Here is a 16,141-nt window from a genome sequence, read left to right as displayed (position 1 = left end):
TCCCCTAAATAGCGTCCCGAATGCCACTACACTAGCGTTATCAGGAGACGAGTTATGACGATTATGCGCCGTTTCGTGCCATTAATACTGATTGTATTGCTGGGCGGTTGTAGCGTGCTTGAAGGAACCCCGAAAGCCCCGCCGCCGGTCGCCAGCTATCCGCAGGAGATCCAGCGCAATCAGACTAAAGATTTACAGCGAATGGACACGGTCAGCGTCATGATTTATGGCTCGCCGATGGATGCAGAAGAAGCAATAAAAGCGAAAGCGGTTGCGGCAAAAGCGGATTACTACGTCATCGTTATGATTGATGACACCGTATTTCCGGCACAATGGTATTCACAGGCGATTCTTTACCGTAAATAAGAATTTTATCAACCTTTACATTGCTTTGCGTCCATACACAAATTTCCGTACACAATGTTGTCAATCGTGAATTGAAGGATCGACACCAGCGACGGAGCGCTTCGCTTAACGTTGGGGTCTTGTGAAATGGAGTGAATGAATAATGAAACGAACTTTTGCTTTACCCTCATTAATGTTTTCCGGCGCAATGGCAAACACCACCGCGCAGTCGGCGGAGTTCGCCAGCGCAGATTGCGTCACCGGACTGAATGAAATCGGTCTTATTTCCGTGAATAATATTTCCGGCAATCTGCAGGACGTCGAGCGCGTCGTGGCGTTAAAAGCCGATGAACAGGGCGCTTCCTGGTATCGTATTATTCAAATGAATGAAGAGCAGGACCCGGACAACTGGCAAGTACAGGCGATCCTTTACGCCTGATAGTTTCAGGCGTATACAGGCAAAAAATCGTTATGGAAATACGTAAATATGCCTCGCTACGGACGCGGCCTGATATTCATTTTGCTGGCGCTGGCCTTCGCCTTTATTATAAAAGCCGCGTTTTATCAGGGCTGGCTACGGCTTAATTATCCCTCCCGTCAGCAATGGCTCGTACAGGGCATTGATATTTCCCATCATCAAAAAAACATCGACCGGGCGACCTCAACGTATTTCAGGGCAGCCAGGCGCAGTTTAATGCCCTGCGGTATCCTTAAAGCGCCCCGCCCGTCGCCCGCAATAGCAAATCGTTTTGCACCTGTTCGCTGAGCGGCACGCCGCCGCGCGTATCCAGCATCATCTGGCACCAGGCCTGGGCAACGGGCGGCGACGCGTGGCGCAATAGCTGCGCGCCCACACCGAGCAGAAACACCTGCCGGGTAATGTCGCGCCCCTGCGCCTCCAGCGGCCTGCGCAGGCGCTGCTGAAGCTGCCGCCAGGCGCGGTCAAAATGCCGATCCTGCCCTTTGACCGCCGCGCATTCTGCTTCCAGCAGCGCCACCGCGTCCGGCTGTTTCGCCAGCACCCGCAGCACATCAAGGCACATCACATTGCCGGAGCCTTCCCAGATACTGTTGACGGGCATTTCGCGGTACAGGCGAGGCAGTTCGCTGTCTTCACAGTAGCCAATGCCGCCCAGCACCTCCATCGCCTCCGCCACAAAAGGAATGCCCGCTTTGCAGACGCTGAACTTGGCAGCGGGAGTAAACAGCCGCGCCCACAGCGCGTCATCCGGGCGGGTGCGACCGTCCCAGGCCCGCGCCAGGCGAAACAGCAGCGCGATCTGGCCTTCAAGCTGAAGCGCCATGCGGCTTAATACTTCGCGCATCATCGGCTGGTCGATCAGGTTTTTCCCGAACGCCTGCCGCTGATGCGCATGATAAAGCGCCACCGAAAGCGCGCGGCGCATCAGCCCGTGGCTGCCCAGCGCGCAGTCGAAGCGCGTCAGGCCACCCATTTTCAGGATTTGCCGCACGCCATCGCCCTCTTCCCCCAGTAACCAGCCCACCGCATCCTGAAATTCTGCTTCGCTGCTGGCATTCGAGCGATTGCCGAGTTTATCTTTCAGCCGCTCCAGGCGAATGGCGTTGCGCTGCCCGTCGGGCAAAAAGCGCGGCACGAAGAAGCAGGAGATCCCGCCCTGCGCCTGCGCCAGCACCAGGTGGGCATCGCTTTGCGGCACCGAAAAAAACCATTTATGCCCCACCAGCCGGTACGATCCATCCGCCAGCCGCTCCGCCCGCGTGGTATTGCTCAGCACGTCGGAACCGCCCTGCTTTTCGGTCATTCCCATGCCGATCAGCAGCCCGCGCTTTTGATCTCCCGGCTGCATATGCGGATCGTAGCGATCGCTTTCCAGCGGCGCGCGCCACGCGTCAAACAGCGGTGGCAGCGCCTGTTGCAGCAGCGGCGTAGCGGCGAAGGTCATCGTTACCGGGCAAAGCGTACCGGCTTCCACCTGGGCATGAAGTATAAAACGCGCCGCTCGCGCAACGAATGCGCCGGGCCGCGCCTGGGCGCTCCACGGCAGATTATGAACCCGATTCGCGCACAGCCCCTGCATCAGGATGTGCCAGGCGGGATGAAAACGCACGTCGTCCAGCCGCGCGCCGGTCTGATCGTAGCGCAGAAGCTCCGGCGGGTTCTGGTTTGCCAGCCGCCCCAGCTCCAGCGATTCAGCGGTGCCAAGCTGCTGCCCGATACTGGCGAGCAAGTCGCTGTCCCAGGCGGCACCTTCCCGGCTCACCGCTTCACGCAGCGCGGTGTCGGAAAGAAAGAGATTGCTGTTATTAAGCGGAAGCGGTTGATTGAAAACGGTATGCGTTTGCCACGGCATGGTGTCGTCCTCCTGCGATTACGATGGAGGTAATTATGGACAGCGGCAGGAGGAAGGCGTGGGAGAGCGGTCACAGAAATCGCCCCTCGCCGTGGCGAGAGGCGACAGGGTTAACCGCGCTGACGTACCGCTTCAAACAGGCAAATGCCGGTTGCCACCGAGACGTTAAGAGACGAAACGCTGCCCGCCATCGGAATGCTGATCAGTTCGTCGCAGTGCTCGCGGGTCAGACGGCGCATACCTTCGCCTTCTGCGCCCATCACCAGCGCCAGCGGGCCGGTCATTTTGCTCTGGAACAACGTGTGATCCGCTTCGCCTGCGGTGCCGACGATCCAGATATTCTCCTCCTGCAAAAGACGCATCGTGCGCGCCAGATTGGTCACGCGGATCAGCGGTACGTTTTCCGCCGCGCCGCAGGCGACTTTTTTCGCCGTGGCGTTAAGCTGGGCGGAGCGGTCACGCGGGACAATCACCGCATGGACGCCCGCTGCATCGGCGCTGCGCAGGCAGGCACCGAGGTTGTGCGGATCGGTTACGCCGTCGAGGATCAGAAAGAAAGGCTGGTCGAGGGAGGCGATCAAATCCGGCAGATCGTTCTCCTGGTACTGTCGTCCCGGCTTAACGCGCGCAATGATCCCCTGATGCACCGCGCCTTCGCTTTTTTCATCCAGATACTGACGATTCGCCAGTTGGATCACCACGCCCTGGGCTTCCAGCGCATGAATAAGCGGCAGCAGACGTTTGTCTTCACGTCCTTTCAGAATAAAAACTTCCTGAAAACGCTCCGGTGCGCGCTCCAGCAGTGCCTGCACCGCGTGGATGCCGTAGATCATTTCACTCATTAAAGGTACTCGTTTTAGGCGGGATGCGCCGGGTTATAGGGTTTTTACTCGCCCATTATAACCGACACAGCCCGCAGGTCGACTCCCTAACCGTTGACGGCGATGCGCCGCGCGTCCATGCCGGGCGGATGGGCAGGCAGGATGGCCTCCAGCAGATAGCGGGTATACGGATGTGCGGGCCGGGCGAAAATCTGTTCGCTCTCACCCTGCTCAACGATTTTCCCGTGCTGCATGACGCCGACTTTATCGGCAATATGGCGCACCACGTTTAAATCGTGAGAGATAAACAAATAGGCCAGCCCGTATTCACGCTGGAGGTTCATCAGCAGGTTGAGAATTTGTGACTGAATGGAGACATCCAGTGCCGATACAGGCTCATCGCAGACAATAAGCTTCGGGCGGAGGATCAGCGCCCGGGCGATGCCGATGCGCTGGCGCTGGCCGCCAGAAAATTCATGTGGATAACGCCTGGCATCTTCGGCATTGAGGCCGACCTGAGTCAGCATCTCCGCCACCGCGCGCTGGCGGTTTTTAATGCCGTGAATGATCAGCGGCTCTTCGAGACTGTAGCCAATGGAGCGCTTCGGGTCGAGTGATGAGAGCGGGTCCTGAAAAATCATCTGGATATCTTTGCGCACCGACCGCCACTGCGCGGCGCTCTGCTGGAAGAGCGAAACGCCGTTAAATAGCACTTCGCCGCCGGTAGCGGGCGTCAGGCCGAGCAGGGTGCGTCCGGTCGTGCTTTTCCCGCTTCCCGACTCGCCCACCAGCGCCCAGGTTTCTCCCGCCTGAAGCGTAAAGCTGACGTCATCGACCGCCACCACTTTATGACCACGGCGCTGGAAGGTTTTCGACAGATGACGCACGGATAACAGCGGCGCATTCATAGCAGTGCTCCTGTTTCATCGGCCCGCCAGCAGCGAACCTGGTGCGATGCGGTTTCGTAAGATCGCAGCGCAGGCACCTGCGCCCGGCAGCGCGACTGCGCCAGCGGGCAACGGTCCGCAAACGCGCAGCCGGTAAGCGGTGTATGCAGCGAAGGCACCTGACCCGGAATTTCCCGCAGCGCAGTTTTTGGCTGGCTGTCCGCCGACGGACGGGCGGCGAGCAACGCGCGGGTGTAGGGATGGCGCGGATCGGCAAACAGCGTCTGCACGTCGGTTTCTTCAACCACCTGCCCGGCATACAGAACCACCACACGCTGGCACAACCGGGCCACCACGCTAAGATCGTGGGTAATAAATACGATCCCCATGCCGGTCTGACGCTTGATCTCATCCAGCAGATCGAGGATTTGCGCCTGGATTGTGGCATCCAGCGCGGTGGTCGGCTCATCGGCGATCAGCAGGGCGGGCGATCCGGAGATCGCCATCGCGATCATAACCCGCTGGCGCATCCCGCCGGAAAGCTCGTGCGGCCAGGCGCTGGCGCAGCGTTCAGGATCGGTGATCCCCACCTGACCGAGTAGCGCGAGGATCTTCTCCCGCCGCGCGGCGCGATTAAGTGATGTATGCAGGCGCAGGCTTTCATCGATTTGAAATCCGACGGTCAGCACCGGGTTGAGACTGGAGAGCGGGTCCTGGAAGATCATCGCCATTTCCTGCCCGCTTAGCCGCCTGCGGGCCTTACCCGAAAGCGAATGCAGCGCCCGTCCGCCGAGGGTGATCGCACCTTCCACCCGGCTGGTGCGCGGTGAAAGTAGCCCCATCAGCGCCTGGGCGGTGACGCTTTTTCCGCAGCCGGATTCACCAATAATCCCCAGCGTTTCATGCGCGTTAACCTGAAACGAAATGCCGCGTACCGGTGCCACCACGCCGCGCCGGGTGGCAAAATTGACCCGCAAATTGTTTACCTGTAATAGCGCCTCAGCCATGCTGATCTCCTCGTTTCAGGCGGCGCAGAATGCGGCGCGGCAGCGGTTTCAGCCCCGGATCGGCGCTGTCGCGCAGATCGTCGCCGATAATATTGAGTGCAAGGATCAGCAGCACAATGGCGATGCCGGGAAAGAAGGTCATCCACCAGGCGGTAAAAATCACCGCTTTTCCTTCCAGCAGCAGATTCCCCAGGCTTGGCATCGGCGCAGGCACCCCGGAGCCGAGAAAACTCAGCGCCGCTTCGGTCAGGATCGCCACCGAAAAGACCCAGCTCACCTGGACGATAAACGGTGAGATTACGTTTGGCAGCAGATGCAGCCAGATGATGCGCGAGGCGGACGCGCCCTGCGCCCGTAGCGCTTCGATAAAATTTTTCTCTTTGACCACCATTGCCGCGCCGCGCACTACCCGCGCGATACAGGGTACATACACCAGCGACAGCGCCAGCACCACGTTTGAGATTTTCGGCCCCAGCACGCCGACGATAGCAATCGCCAGCAGCAGCGAAGGAAAAGCAAACAGGCCGTCGCAGACGCGCATCAGGATGCGATCCAGCGGACGATACCAGGCGCACAGCAGGCCAACGGCCATCCCGACCGCGCCGGAAATAACCGCGACCGCCGCACCAACCGACAGCGATACCCGGACCGCCAGCGCCACGCGCACAAAGAGATCGCGCCCGAAGTTATCGGTGCCGAACCAGTGCGCGGCGTTGGGTGGCTTCAGGCGGCTTAGCGGATCGATGTCATACGGATCCCAGGAACTGATGGCGCTGGCGAAAAAAGACAGCACCACGATCGTCGCCAGCAGGATTGGCCAAATCAGCAGAGCATGATTGCGTGAGGACATTAGTTTTCCGCTCCCTCAACGGACAGGCGCGGATCGGCAAAGTAGCTAAGCAGATCCACCGCCAGATTGATCAACACATAGCAGACGGTGATCATCAGCACCACGCCCTGGATCACCGTGACGTCGCGCCGCTCGATCGAATCCACAATCAGCGATCCAACGCCGGGAATGCCAAACACGCTTTCGATCACAATGGTGCCCGTCACCAGCCCGGCGAAGGATTCACCGCAGATCGTGAGGATCGGGATCAGCGCGTTTTTCAGGGTGTGGCGCAGCAGCACTACCCGTTCCGGCACCCCTTTGGCGCGCGCGGTATTGATGAAGTTTTCCTGTAAGACGTCCAGCATCACCGCCCGCGTCATGCGCGCAATCAGCGCCGCAATGCGAAAACCCAGGGCGATGGCAGGCAGCGTGAGATACCAGAGGTTAAGCAGCAGATCGTTGTTGGTGGAGCGGTAGCCCACCACCGGAAACCAGCGGAGCTGAACCGCGAAGACGAAAATCAGCACCAGACCCAGCAGAAAACCCGGCACCGACATGCCGAGCGTCGCCAGCGCGCGGATCGCCCGGTCCGCCAGCCTGCCGTGCTGCCAGGCCCCGATCACCCCGCCCGCCAGCCCCAGCGTCAGCGCAATAAGCTGCGCGTAAAACGCCAGCGCCAGAGTCGGCGTCAGGTGTTGCAGAAACAGACCCATCACGCTGTCATTAAGGAACAGCGAGTGCCCGAGATCGCCCCGCAGGACCGCTGTAAACCAGTGGAGAAACTGCACCATGATGGGTTTATCCAGCCCCATTTGCTGACGCAGCGCGGCGATGTCGCCGGGACTGGCGTCGTTGCCGAGGATCACCAGCACCGGATCGCCCGGTGCCAGATGCACCAGGCAGAAGACCACCACCGAGACCACCAGCAGCACCGGAAGCAGAGCCAGCAGACGCTGAAGTAAAAACCCTCTCATCATTTTCTCCGATCAGGGCTGACTGACGCTAACGTTCCACAGCACCGGACCGATCAGATCCTGATACCCTTTGACGTTATTTTTGACGGCCACCGCGTCCGGCGTGGTACGGCCCAGCACGATCACCGGCAGGTACTGCCAGAGCTGGACGTTCAGTTTATCGACCAGCCCTTTCGTCTCTTTCAGCGACGGCGATTGTTTAATCGCGTCAAGCGTGGCGTCAATTTCCGGGCTATTGCTCAGGCCGGGAAACTTCGCGCGCGAGTCGAGGAACGGATACTGATGCAGCACCTGACGCATGGAGAATTCCAGCGCGCAGAGATCGAAGTTTTTCGGATCCTGACGACGCTGGAGCACGGTTGGCCAGTCGTAAACGTCAAGCCGCGATTTCACCCCAATCTGCTTAAGCACCTGCTGGGCGACAATCGCCAGGTTATACAGTTCGGCGTACTCTTTTGTGGCGATGATCACCACTTCTTCGCCCTTATAGCCGGATTCCTGCACCAGCTTGCGCGCCTCATCCAGCTTATGTTGATTCCAGTACGGCTTGCCCGCTTCGCTGTACCAGTCCACCTGATCCGGGAAGCCCAGCGACGGATCTTCTTTAAAGAAACGCGGATCGCTGTAGCCCGCCAGCAGGGTCTGATGCACGTCCAGCGCGAGATTAAACGCCTGGCGCAGCTTGACGTTGGCAAACGGTCCCTGATGTTTGTTGAACAGGTAGGTAATCAGCGAGCCGCCGCTCTGCGGCTGGAAGAGCGAGATATCCGGCGCGCTTTGCAGGGTTTCAATGTTGTCTTTCGGCAACTGGAAAACGAGATCGTACTCACCGGTCATCGCGCCCGCCAGGCGGGTGGATTCATCGGTGATATAGCGGAACCAGATATCTTTCACGTCCGCCTTTTTCTGCCCGGAAAGACCGCTTGCCGGTTCGCTGCGCGAAACGTATTGATCGTAGCGGGTCAGATGCAGGTAATCGCCCTGTTTAAACTCCGCCAGCTTGTAAGGGCCGGTGCCGATCAGCTCGGTGACCGGTTTTTTGCTGCTGTTCGCCGCGTCGACGATCCGTTTCGGCATAATGGCGGCGATGTTTTTCACATCCGCCAGCACGTTGAGCGTGATTAACGACGGCGCGGGCAGCGTCAGGCTGACGGTTTTATCGTCCACCTTGATAAACTGCACCCCCGGCAGATTCGCTTTGCCCTGGGTTGAGGTCGCCAGCCAGCGATTCATGGAGGCAACCACGTCATCGGCGGTCAGCAACTGCCCGTCATGGAAGTGAATGCCGTCGCGCAGCACAAAAGTGTAGGTTTTACGGTCGTCGCTTAGGGTGTAGCTCTGGACCAGTTCCGGCACCGGCTCAAATTTGTCGTTGATGGTGAACAGGGTTTCGAAAATATGCCGGTCCACATCCGACGTGGCGTTGTTAGTGGTGAGATACGGGTCCAGCGTACCGGGACGATTACCATAGGCAATGTTCAGCGTCGCATTGCGATCCACGCTCGCCGCCTGCGCGGGTTCCCAGGGTAAAGCCGCCGCCAGCATCAGCGCGGCGGCAGAAAACAGCATTTTCATTATAATCTTGCTCCGGTCAGGGGTTACGCAGCCTGGGTGGACGTTTTACGCCCGGCGAACTCGTCTTTCACGTCCTGCAACAGCGCGGGGTCGGTCAGCAGACGCAGCCCGGTACGCGCCAGCACCTGCGCGCCGGTGATAAGCGCCTCGTAGCCTTTGGCAGAGTTGGCGGCTTCGCGGAACGCAACGGTGTGACCAATCAGATCGTCAGGGCCGATTTTGATGTAAGGATGGGCGGTGGGCACCGCGTGGCTGATGTCGCCCGCGTCGGTCGATCCCAGCCCTTCTTTTTCTTTCAGTTCCACGTTTTCCCCGGCGGCGGTAAATTCCTCCAGCAGCACCGCGTTGAGCGCGTGATTAATGCGAAAATCGCGCGGGCCAACCTGATGCTCAATTTTGACCGTGGTGCCGGTCGCCAGCGCGGCACCTTCGGCGATGGCGCGAATGCGTGGCTCCAGTTCAATGACCTGCTCACGGGTAGCGGCGCGAATATAAAAATGCCCGGAGGCGTATTCAGGGATCACGTTTGGTGCCTGACCGCCGTTGGTAATGATGCCGTGGACCCGCACGCCGTCAGGAAGCTGCTGGCGCAGAACGCTGATGCCGTTGTACAGCAGCACCAGCGCATCCAGCGCGTTCACGCCTTTGTGCGGCGAGCTACCCGCGTGGGACGGTTTGCCGTAGAAATGGAAGTAGAGATGGTTATTGGCCAGCGACGGTCCGGTGAGGCGGGTTTTGCCGGACGGATGCACCATCAGGGCGACGTCAACCTCATCCAGATAGCCATGCTCCACAAAACGCGCCTTAACGTTGCCGTTGATGCCGCCTTTGCCGCGCAGTCCGCCTTCTTCAGCAGGCGTGCCGAGCACCACCACTTTGCCGCCGGTGTCGTTCAGCGTTTCGCTGACCGCAATGGCCGCCGCGATGCTGGTGACGCCGATGATGTTGTGTCCGCAGGCGTGGCCGATGTCGATCAGCGCGTCATATTCCGCCAGATATGCCACGGTCGGCCCCGGCTTCGCGCTCTCTTTGACCGCGTAAAAGGCCGTCTCATGCCCGGCAACGTTGGAGGTCACCGTAAAGCCGTGCTTTTTCAGCAGCGTTGTTAAGACGTCATTGGCGTAGTATTCGTTATTGCCGGTTTCCGGGTGCGCATGAATATCTTTCGATATCGCAATATAGTCGTCGCGGTGCTGATGAATACTCTGTTCCAGACGGTCTCGTAATTCGCTTGTGCTCATTGCTTCCACCTCACGTTATGACGGTTATGCATTCCCGACGCCGGGAATAACGGATTAACTCAGATGACGCTTCGCCTCCTGGCGCACGCGGTGCAGGACGTGATGCTTGATCTCGCCGTAGCGCGGATGCTCCGCAAAAGTTTCGATGTCGCGCTGGCGACCAAACGGCAGGACGATCTCTTCGACGATTTTTCCCGGACGCGCCGACATGATCAGTATGCGGTCGGCGAGGAACAGCGCTTCGTCCACGTCATGCGTGACGAACAGCAGCGTGGTATCGGTTTCAAGCCACGCGTTGTACAGCAGTTCCTGCATCATCAGGCGGGTCTGCGCATCCAGCGCACCGAACGGTTCGTCCAGCAGCAGCACTTCCGGGCCGGGTAGCCAGGCGCGCGCCAGCGCCACGCGCTGCTTCATGCCGCCGGAGAGCTGCCACGGCGCATGGTGTTCAAAGCCTTTCAGCCCCACCCGCTCCAGCCAGTCCAGCGCTCTGGCGTTAACCTCGTCTTTACTGTAACGCCCCAGACGCGGGCCGAAGGTGACGTTATCGAGCACCGACAGCCAGGGGAATAAATTCGGCTGCTGGAAGATCATCCCCCGCTTCGGCCCCGGTCGCTGGACCGGCTTGCCGCCCGCCAGCACCTGACCGCTGTCCGGGCGCGTAAACCCGGCGACCAGGTTCAGAATGGTGGATTTGCCGCAGCCCGATGGCCCCAGCAGCACCACAAATTCTCCCTTCGTCAGAGACAGGGAGACATCCTCCAGCACGTTTAGCGGCTGCGGTTTTGCCGCAAAGGTTAGCGACACGTTTTCCAGCGCAATTTGCGTTGTCATGACTCTTTCCCCGCCCAGGGTACAAACAGCCGTTGTAGCCCCAGAAGTAGTAAATCCAGTAAATAACCAATGCCGCCGAGCAGCAGAATGCCAAGCATGACAATATCGGTACGCAGATAAGAACTGGCGTTAATCACCATCCAGCCCAGCCCGGAGCTGGCGGCCACCATTTCAGCGGCGATCAGCGAAGTCCAGCCGATGCCAATCGATAATCTGACGGTGGTGAACAGTTCCGGCAGCGCGTCCGGGAGCACCACGCGCAGAAAAATCTGCCGCCGCGTTGCGCCCAGCGTCTGTGCTACCCGAATGCGCGAGCGACCGATGCGCTCAACCGCCGCGCTGGCACCCACCACCACGCTTAAAAAGGTGGCGATGAAGATCAGGAAGAACTTCGACGCTTCGCCAATGCCCAGCCAGACTACCGCCAGCGGGATCAGGGCGATTTTCGGCAGCGGGCGCAGGAACTGCACGAAGGGATTGAGGACGGCGGACAGGCCGTCAGACATACCCATCAGCAGCCCCAGCGGGATGCCGATAACAATCGCCGCCGAGAACGCGCTTAACGCACGCGCCAGGCTGACCGCGATATGCTCCCACAGCGGCACCTGGCGATAACCGTCCGCCAGCAGCTCCTCAGCGGTTAAACCGATATCCGTCAGCGACGGCAGCAGTAACGGGTCCACCCACTGGCGGGTGGTCACTAACTGCCAGAGGCTAAAAAAGATCGCTACCGACACCACGCTGATAGCGACGTGCTGACGTAATCTCATTTTGCTGCTGCTTCCCGGATATAGCGCGAGTTGATGGCGGCATCCCAGTTCGCCGGAATGTCACGCTTGCGGATCTCACCAATTCCGGCAAGGAAGTTGGAGGTTTTGGTCAGCGCCTTACCGATCCCGCTTTCGCTGGTTTGCGTGCCGTTACCCAGCCAGGCGGCGGTGCCCTGCTCGCTCAACGTCGGATATTCCAGTCCACCCAGCGTGTTCGCGGCGGTAGTGACCGGCGCGCCAACTTCTTTCGCGACAATGGCCGCCGCGCGCTCAGGATCTTTTTTGAATTCATCCACTTTTTGCTGGTGGATACGCAGGAACGCGCTCACCGTTTCCGGGTACTGCTCGGCAAAGGCTTTGCGCACCACGTAGTTGTTGTAAATCAGGTAGCCCTCTTTTTGCAGATCTTTGGTTGCAAAGACCTGATGACCGCCGGATGACTCCAGTTCCTGGGCAAACGGTGCCCAGACGTAGCCCGCGTCAATATCGCCGCGTTTCCAGGCAGCTACCATTTCCGCCGGGCGCAGCGGCAGCAGCGTGATTTTGCTGCGGTCGAGTTTATTCACGCTAATCGCCGCTTCCAGCGCATATTGCGCGGTGGAATTAGGCGGATAAGCCACGCGTTTGCCTTCAATATCCTTAATATTGCTGATGCCTTCTTTGCCAATTAAACGTTCGTAGCTGGCAATCACCCCGGAGACACCAATAATTTCTACCGGCAATTTACGCACAATACCGGCGGTCGCCGGGCTGGAGCCGAAATTCGCAATATCAATCGCGTTGCTGGCAAAATAACTTAATGCGTCCGCACCGGATGCAAATTGCACCCATTTCACTTTGCTGTTAAGCGCTTTATCCAGCGAGCCATCGGCTTTCGCCAGCATTAATACCTGCGAGCCGCCGCTATAGGCCACCCGAACTTCCGGCGGAGTTTGCGCGATGCTGGCATTAGCCCATAAACCACCCGCTGCGAGTAATAAGCAGAGACTTTTTTTCATTTTTTATCCTTTGAGATGTATTTAATTACGCTAAATAAGAAGTACGGTAGTCCTGCCATATTTTCGAACATCGCTCTGCCAGGGCATGGGCGGGATCGAAAGTCAGCGGTAAGAAAGGCGCGTTAACGGCCCGTAGCGCCACGGGAACTTCAGTACAGGCGAGGATCAGTTTTTCCGCGCCGCGCGCAAACAGCGCTCTGGCCTGATGCACCAGCGCCGCGCCGCCTTCTGCCAGTTCACCGCGCTTAACGGCGTAGCAGCCGGGAACAAACCAGGTTTCCAGCTCGACGTCATCAGGAACAACCGGCGTAATGCCGTGCTGCTGAAGGCCGCGCTGAAACCAGCCCGCGTCCAGCGTGCCTTTGGTGGCGATGATGCCGATGCGCTGCGGTTTTGGGCTGGCCTCCACCACCGCCGCAATGGTGGCATCAACAATATGGATCAGCGGTGCGCGGCTGACGTCGCTTAGCGCCGAAAACCAGTGATGCGCGGTATTGCACGGGATCACAATATGGCTGGCCCCCGCCTGATTCAGCTTTGCAATACCGGTCAGAAGCTGCGGCAACGGCGACGGACCGGTGCCCGCCAGCGCTTTTTGCCGGTCGGCAATTTGCGGCACGTTCCACACTACCGTCGGGATCTGCTGCTGGTCGCTGGTTGCAGGCGTCACCGCCAGCAGCGTTGACATAAAATCAACGGTTGCCAGCGGCCCCATCCCGCCGAGTACACCCAGCAAAAACGGCTGGGTCATTTTTCCAGCACCTGACGGTAACCAAACAGCCCCGCCGAACCACCGGTGTGAATAAATACCACGTTATCTTCTTTGCGGAAGTGGCCTTTGCGAATGAGGTCAATCAGCCCCGCCATGCCTTTGCCGGAATAAACCGGGTCCAGCAGAATACCTTCGTGACGAGCCAGCAGGGTCAGCGCCTCCAGCATACTGTCGGTGGGAAGACCGTAGCCGTCACCCACGTAATCGCTGTTTGCCACCACCGCTTCGCGCGGCAGTTCCCCCGCCACGCCCAGCAGTTCAAGCGTGCGCGAGGCCAGATTCCAGACGTTCTCTTCCTGCTTCGCCTTTGGCGCACGCACGCTGATCCCCAGCACCGGCACCTGGCTGTTGGTAGCATGAAATCCGGCAACCAGTCCGGCCTGGGTGCCGGTACTGCCGGTGGCGTGAACCACATGATCGATGCGCAAACGTAGCTGGGAAGACTGATACAGTAACTCTTCAGCGCAGGCGACATAGCCGAGCGCGCCGATGGCGTTCGAGCCGCCGCCGGGAATGACATACGGATTATGCCCCTGCTCGCGCAGGGTCGCGGCGTACTCTTCCATCGCCTGTTGCATATCAGTACCGCCCGGTAAATGCGCGACGATTTCGCCGCCCAGCAGGTTGTCCAGCAGCACGTTGCCGGAGCGCTGATAATCTTCACCGAAATCGGTCACTCGCTTTTCCAGCAGCACCTTCGCCTGTAAGCCGAGCTTCGCCGCGCCCGCGATAGTCTGGCGCACATGGTTAGACTGGGTCGCGCCTTGGGTGATAATAATGTCCGCGTTTTTTTGCAGCGCATCCGCCAGCAAAAACTCCAGCTTGCGGGTTTTATTTCCACCCGTTGCCAGCCCGGTCGCGTCGTCGCGTTTGATCCATATTTTCGGCCCGCCCAGTAATGTAGATAAATTATCGAGAGGCTCTAAAGGTGTCGGGAAATGACCGAGGGTGATTCGCGGGAATCGGGCCAGATGCATAATAGCTCCTTGTAAATCAGAACAGTGTTAACGCCCGCGCTTTTTCATCGGGTCAATAAACGAGTTGGAATTCACTATACACATCTGATTTCGGCGGCTAATCAACAATTCTAAATATCAATTACCGGAATTAAGCTAAGGCGGGAAATAGCGGGGGAATGGCAATTAAGTATGTCGATTTGGAACAGATTAGAGGAAAAAAGAATAACGGAGGCATGGAAGATTGCCTGCCACGCCCCGTTGTTTATTCATTTCTCAGGCCGTAAATCCGCCGTCCACGTTGAGCACCGAGCCGGTAATAAAGCCCGCGTCGGGTCCGGCGAGGTAAACAATCGCGGCAGCCACCTCTTCCACCGTTGCGAAGCGCTGGATGGCGTGCGAGGCCAGCACGATGGGCGGAAGGTTATCCTTCGATGCCGCAGCCATATCGGTATCCATTATTCCGGCCTGAACCACGTTCACGGTAATATTGCGCGCGCCCAGATCCCGCGCGGCGCCTTTACTGTAGCCCACAACGGCGGCTTTGCTGGCCGCGTAATCGGTGGTGCCGGGGAAGCCGATACGCGATCCAAGCCCGGAACCAACCGAGATAATGCGCCCGCCGTCCGGCAGCACTTTCACCGCCGCGCGAATGTTGGCGATCACGCCCAGCGTATTAATAGCCCATTGTCTGTCCATTGCCGCGTTATCGATGTCGGGCGCGTCAATAGTCTTGCCCTGCCACGCCACGGCCGCGTTATTCACCAGAATATCAAGCCTGCCCAGCGTGTCCGTGACTTCGCGAATCAGCGATTCAGCGGCCGTGGGATCGCCCTGATCGTTCTTAATGGCGATGGCACGCACGCCTTTCGCCCGCAGGCCCTCGACGACGGCCTGCGCCTTTTGCTCTGAAGCGACATAGGTAATGGCGATATCCGCCCCGCGATCGGCTAACGCCGCAGCGGTGGCGGCACCAAGCCCACGCGAACCGCCGGTGATCAGGGCGACCTTTCCAGAAAATAACTTGCTCATTGCAGTTCCTCATTGTCGGATTGAAGGATGTTGTCACAGCGCACGGCTGCGCTTTCTCTTAATGCTTAAAATAAAATACCGATTGATACTTTATCGAACGGTATTTTATTGCCTGCGCGGCGTCAAGCGTTTTATACTGATCGTTATTGAAAAGAGGCACAGACTAAACATGGGTCGACACAAGCAGTTCGATGAAGCCGAAGCGCTGGAAGCGGCGCTCGCGGTTTTCTGGCAAAAGGGGTATGAAGGCACGTCATTTCCCGATCTGACGCAGGCCACGGGCGTTGCGCGCCCCGGTCTTTACGCCGCGTTCGGCAATAAAGAGGCGCTTTTCCAGAAGGCGCTGGATCTTTACCAGATGAAGTATCTGGATTTTATGGCCGCCGCGCTGACCGAACCGACCTCCCGCAAAGTGGCAGAAACCATCCTGCGAGGCTGCGCTCGCCTTCATACCATGAGCGCGGTCCATCCCGGCTGTCTGGGGATTAATGGCGCGCTGGCCTGCTCGGATGATGCCGAGTCGATTCGTGGCGAGCTGATACGGCGACGTGCAGAAGGTCAACGGGCGCTGAAGGCGCGTTTTGAACAGGCTAAGCGCGAGGGCGATCTCCCTGCGTCAGCCGACAGCGCGGTGCTGGCTTCAGTGGTAATGACGACAACGCAAGGAATGGCGGTACAGGCGAAAGCCGGAGCGCTACGGGAAGATCTGGAGGGCGTGGCGGAGTATGTGCTTGGGACGTGGCCGACAAAAGAGTAACCGTGTA

17 protein-coding genes are annotated in these 16,141 nt (G+C 58.9%); 3 read left to right on the top strand and 14 right to left on the bottom strand.

The window, feature by feature from the left end; translation table 11 throughout:
* Nucleotides 1-54: 54 nt before the first annotated feature.
* Nucleotides 55-366 carry a biofilm peroxide resistance protein BsmA gene (bsmA, locus tag RT197_RS04420; protein ID WP_312947679.1) on the top strand — a complete coding sequence of 104 codons (312 nt, stop codon included), beginning with the start codon at nucleotides 55-57 and terminating at the stop codon, nucleotides 364-366.
* Nucleotides 367-508: 142 nt separating this feature from the next.
* A complete protein-coding gene (gene yjfN, locus RT197_RS04415; RefSeq protein ID WP_312947676.1) occupies nucleotides 509-784 on the top strand; it encodes a DUF1471 family protease activator YjfN in 276 nt (91 codons plus the stop codon).
* 271 nt (nucleotides 785-1,055) lie between these two features.
* Here yjfN and RT197_RS04410 read toward each other — a convergent pair whose 3' ends face one another.
* The 14 genes from RT197_RS04410 to RT197_RS04345 all read right to left on the bottom strand — a co-directional run bounded on the left by RT197_RS04410 (nucleotide 1,056) and on the right by RT197_RS04345 (nucleotide 15,377).
* Nucleotides 1,056-2,678, bottom strand: a complete 1,623-nt coding sequence (locus RT197_RS04410; protein ID WP_312947674.1) for an isovaleryl-CoA dehydrogenase — start codon at nucleotides 2,676-2,678, stop codon at nucleotides 1,056-1,058.
* 110 nt (nucleotides 2,679-2,788) lie between these two features.
* A complete protein-coding gene (rlmB, locus tag RT197_RS04405; RefSeq protein ID WP_312947672.1) occupies nucleotides 2,789-3,520 on the bottom strand; it encodes a 23S rRNA (guanosine(2251)-2'-O)-methyltransferase RlmB in 732 nt (243 codons plus the stop codon).
* A gap of 86 nt (nucleotides 3,521-3,606) precedes the next feature.
* Nucleotides 3,607-4,407 carry an ABC transporter ATP-binding protein gene (locus RT197_RS04400; protein WP_312947670.1) on the bottom strand — a complete coding sequence of 267 codons (801 nt, stop codon included), beginning with the start codon at nucleotides 4,405-4,407 and terminating at the stop codon, nucleotides 3,607-3,609.
* Nucleotides 4,404-5,393, bottom strand: coding sequence for an ABC transporter ATP-binding protein (locus tag RT197_RS04395; RefSeq protein ID WP_312947667.1), 990 nt, complete (start codon nucleotides 5,391-5,393; stop codon nucleotides 4,404-4,406). The genes RT197_RS04400 and RT197_RS04395 overlap by 4 nt, the downstream gene beginning before the upstream one ends.
* The gene (locus RT197_RS04390; protein ID WP_312947664.1) at nucleotides 5,386-6,243 is read right to left on the bottom strand and encodes an ABC transporter permease; all 858 of its coding nucleotides are present in this window, start codon (nucleotides 6,241-6,243) and stop codon (nucleotides 5,386-5,388) included. Before RT197_RS04390 ends, RT197_RS04395 begins: the two co-directional genes overlap by 8 nt.
* Nucleotides 6,243-7,202 carry an ABC transporter permease gene (locus RT197_RS04385; RefSeq protein ID WP_312947661.1) on the bottom strand — a complete coding sequence of 320 codons (960 nt, stop codon included), beginning with the start codon at nucleotides 7,200-7,202 and terminating at the stop codon, nucleotides 6,243-6,245. The genes RT197_RS04390 and RT197_RS04385 overlap by 1 nt, the downstream gene beginning before the upstream one ends.
* A gap of 9 nt (nucleotides 7,203-7,211) precedes the next feature.
* Nucleotides 7,212-8,774, bottom strand: a complete 1,563-nt coding sequence (locus tag RT197_RS04380; protein ID WP_312947658.1) for an ABC transporter substrate-binding protein — start codon at nucleotides 8,772-8,774, stop codon at nucleotides 7,212-7,214.
* Nucleotides 8,775-8,797: 23 nt separating this feature from the next.
* Entirely contained in the window at nucleotides 8,798-10,015 is a 1,218-nt protein-coding gene (locus RT197_RS04375; RefSeq protein ID WP_312947655.1) for a M20 family metallopeptidase, read from the bottom strand.
* 54 nt (nucleotides 10,016-10,069) lie between these two features.
* Nucleotides 10,070-10,849: an ABC transporter ATP-binding protein gene (locus RT197_RS04370; protein WP_312947652.1), complete on the bottom strand. Its 780-nt coding sequence runs from the start codon at nucleotides 10,847-10,849 to the stop codon at nucleotides 10,070-10,072.
* Entirely contained in the window at nucleotides 10,846-11,619 is a 774-nt protein-coding gene (locus RT197_RS04365) for an ABC transporter permease (protein WP_312947650.1), read from the bottom strand. The genes RT197_RS04370 and RT197_RS04365 overlap by 4 nt, the downstream gene beginning before the upstream one ends.
* Nucleotides 11,616-12,617, bottom strand: a complete 1,002-nt coding sequence (locus RT197_RS04360) for a glycine betaine ABC transporter substrate-binding protein (protein WP_312947646.1) — start codon at nucleotides 12,615-12,617, stop codon at nucleotides 11,616-11,618. Before RT197_RS04360 ends, RT197_RS04365 begins: the two co-directional genes overlap by 4 nt.
* 25 nt (nucleotides 12,618-12,642) lie before the next feature.
* On the bottom strand, nucleotides 12,643-13,368 hold the full coding sequence (locus RT197_RS04355; protein WP_312947644.1) for an amino acid racemase: 726 nt from the start codon (nucleotides 13,366-13,368) through the stop codon (nucleotides 12,643-12,645).
* Complete coding sequence (locus RT197_RS04350) at nucleotides 13,365-14,366, bottom strand: D-cysteine desulfhydrase (protein WP_312947641.1); 1,002 nt, start codon at nucleotides 14,364-14,366, stop codon at nucleotides 13,365-13,367. Before RT197_RS04350 ends, RT197_RS04355 begins: the two co-directional genes overlap by 4 nt.
* Before the next feature lie 255 nt (nucleotides 14,367-14,621).
* Entirely contained in the window at nucleotides 14,622-15,377 is a 756-nt protein-coding gene (locus tag RT197_RS04345) for an SDR family oxidoreductase (protein ID WP_312947640.1), read from the bottom strand.
* Between the two features lie 169 nt (nucleotides 15,378-15,546).
* Here RT197_RS04345 and RT197_RS04340 point away from each other — a divergent pair, with 169 nt between their 5' ends.
* Entirely contained in the window at nucleotides 15,547-16,134 is a 588-nt protein-coding gene (locus RT197_RS04340; protein WP_312947637.1) for a TetR/AcrR family transcriptional regulator, read from the top strand.
* Nucleotides 16,135-16,141 lie beyond the last annotated feature (7 nt).

This window comes from Superficieibacter sp., from assembly GCF_032071645.1.
Classification (GTDB): domain Bacteria; phylum Pseudomonadota; class Gammaproteobacteria; order Enterobacterales; family Enterobacteriaceae; genus Superficieibacter.
Note: the sequence above shows the minus strand (reverse complement) of the source record. Positions and strands in the feature narration are given on the sequence as shown.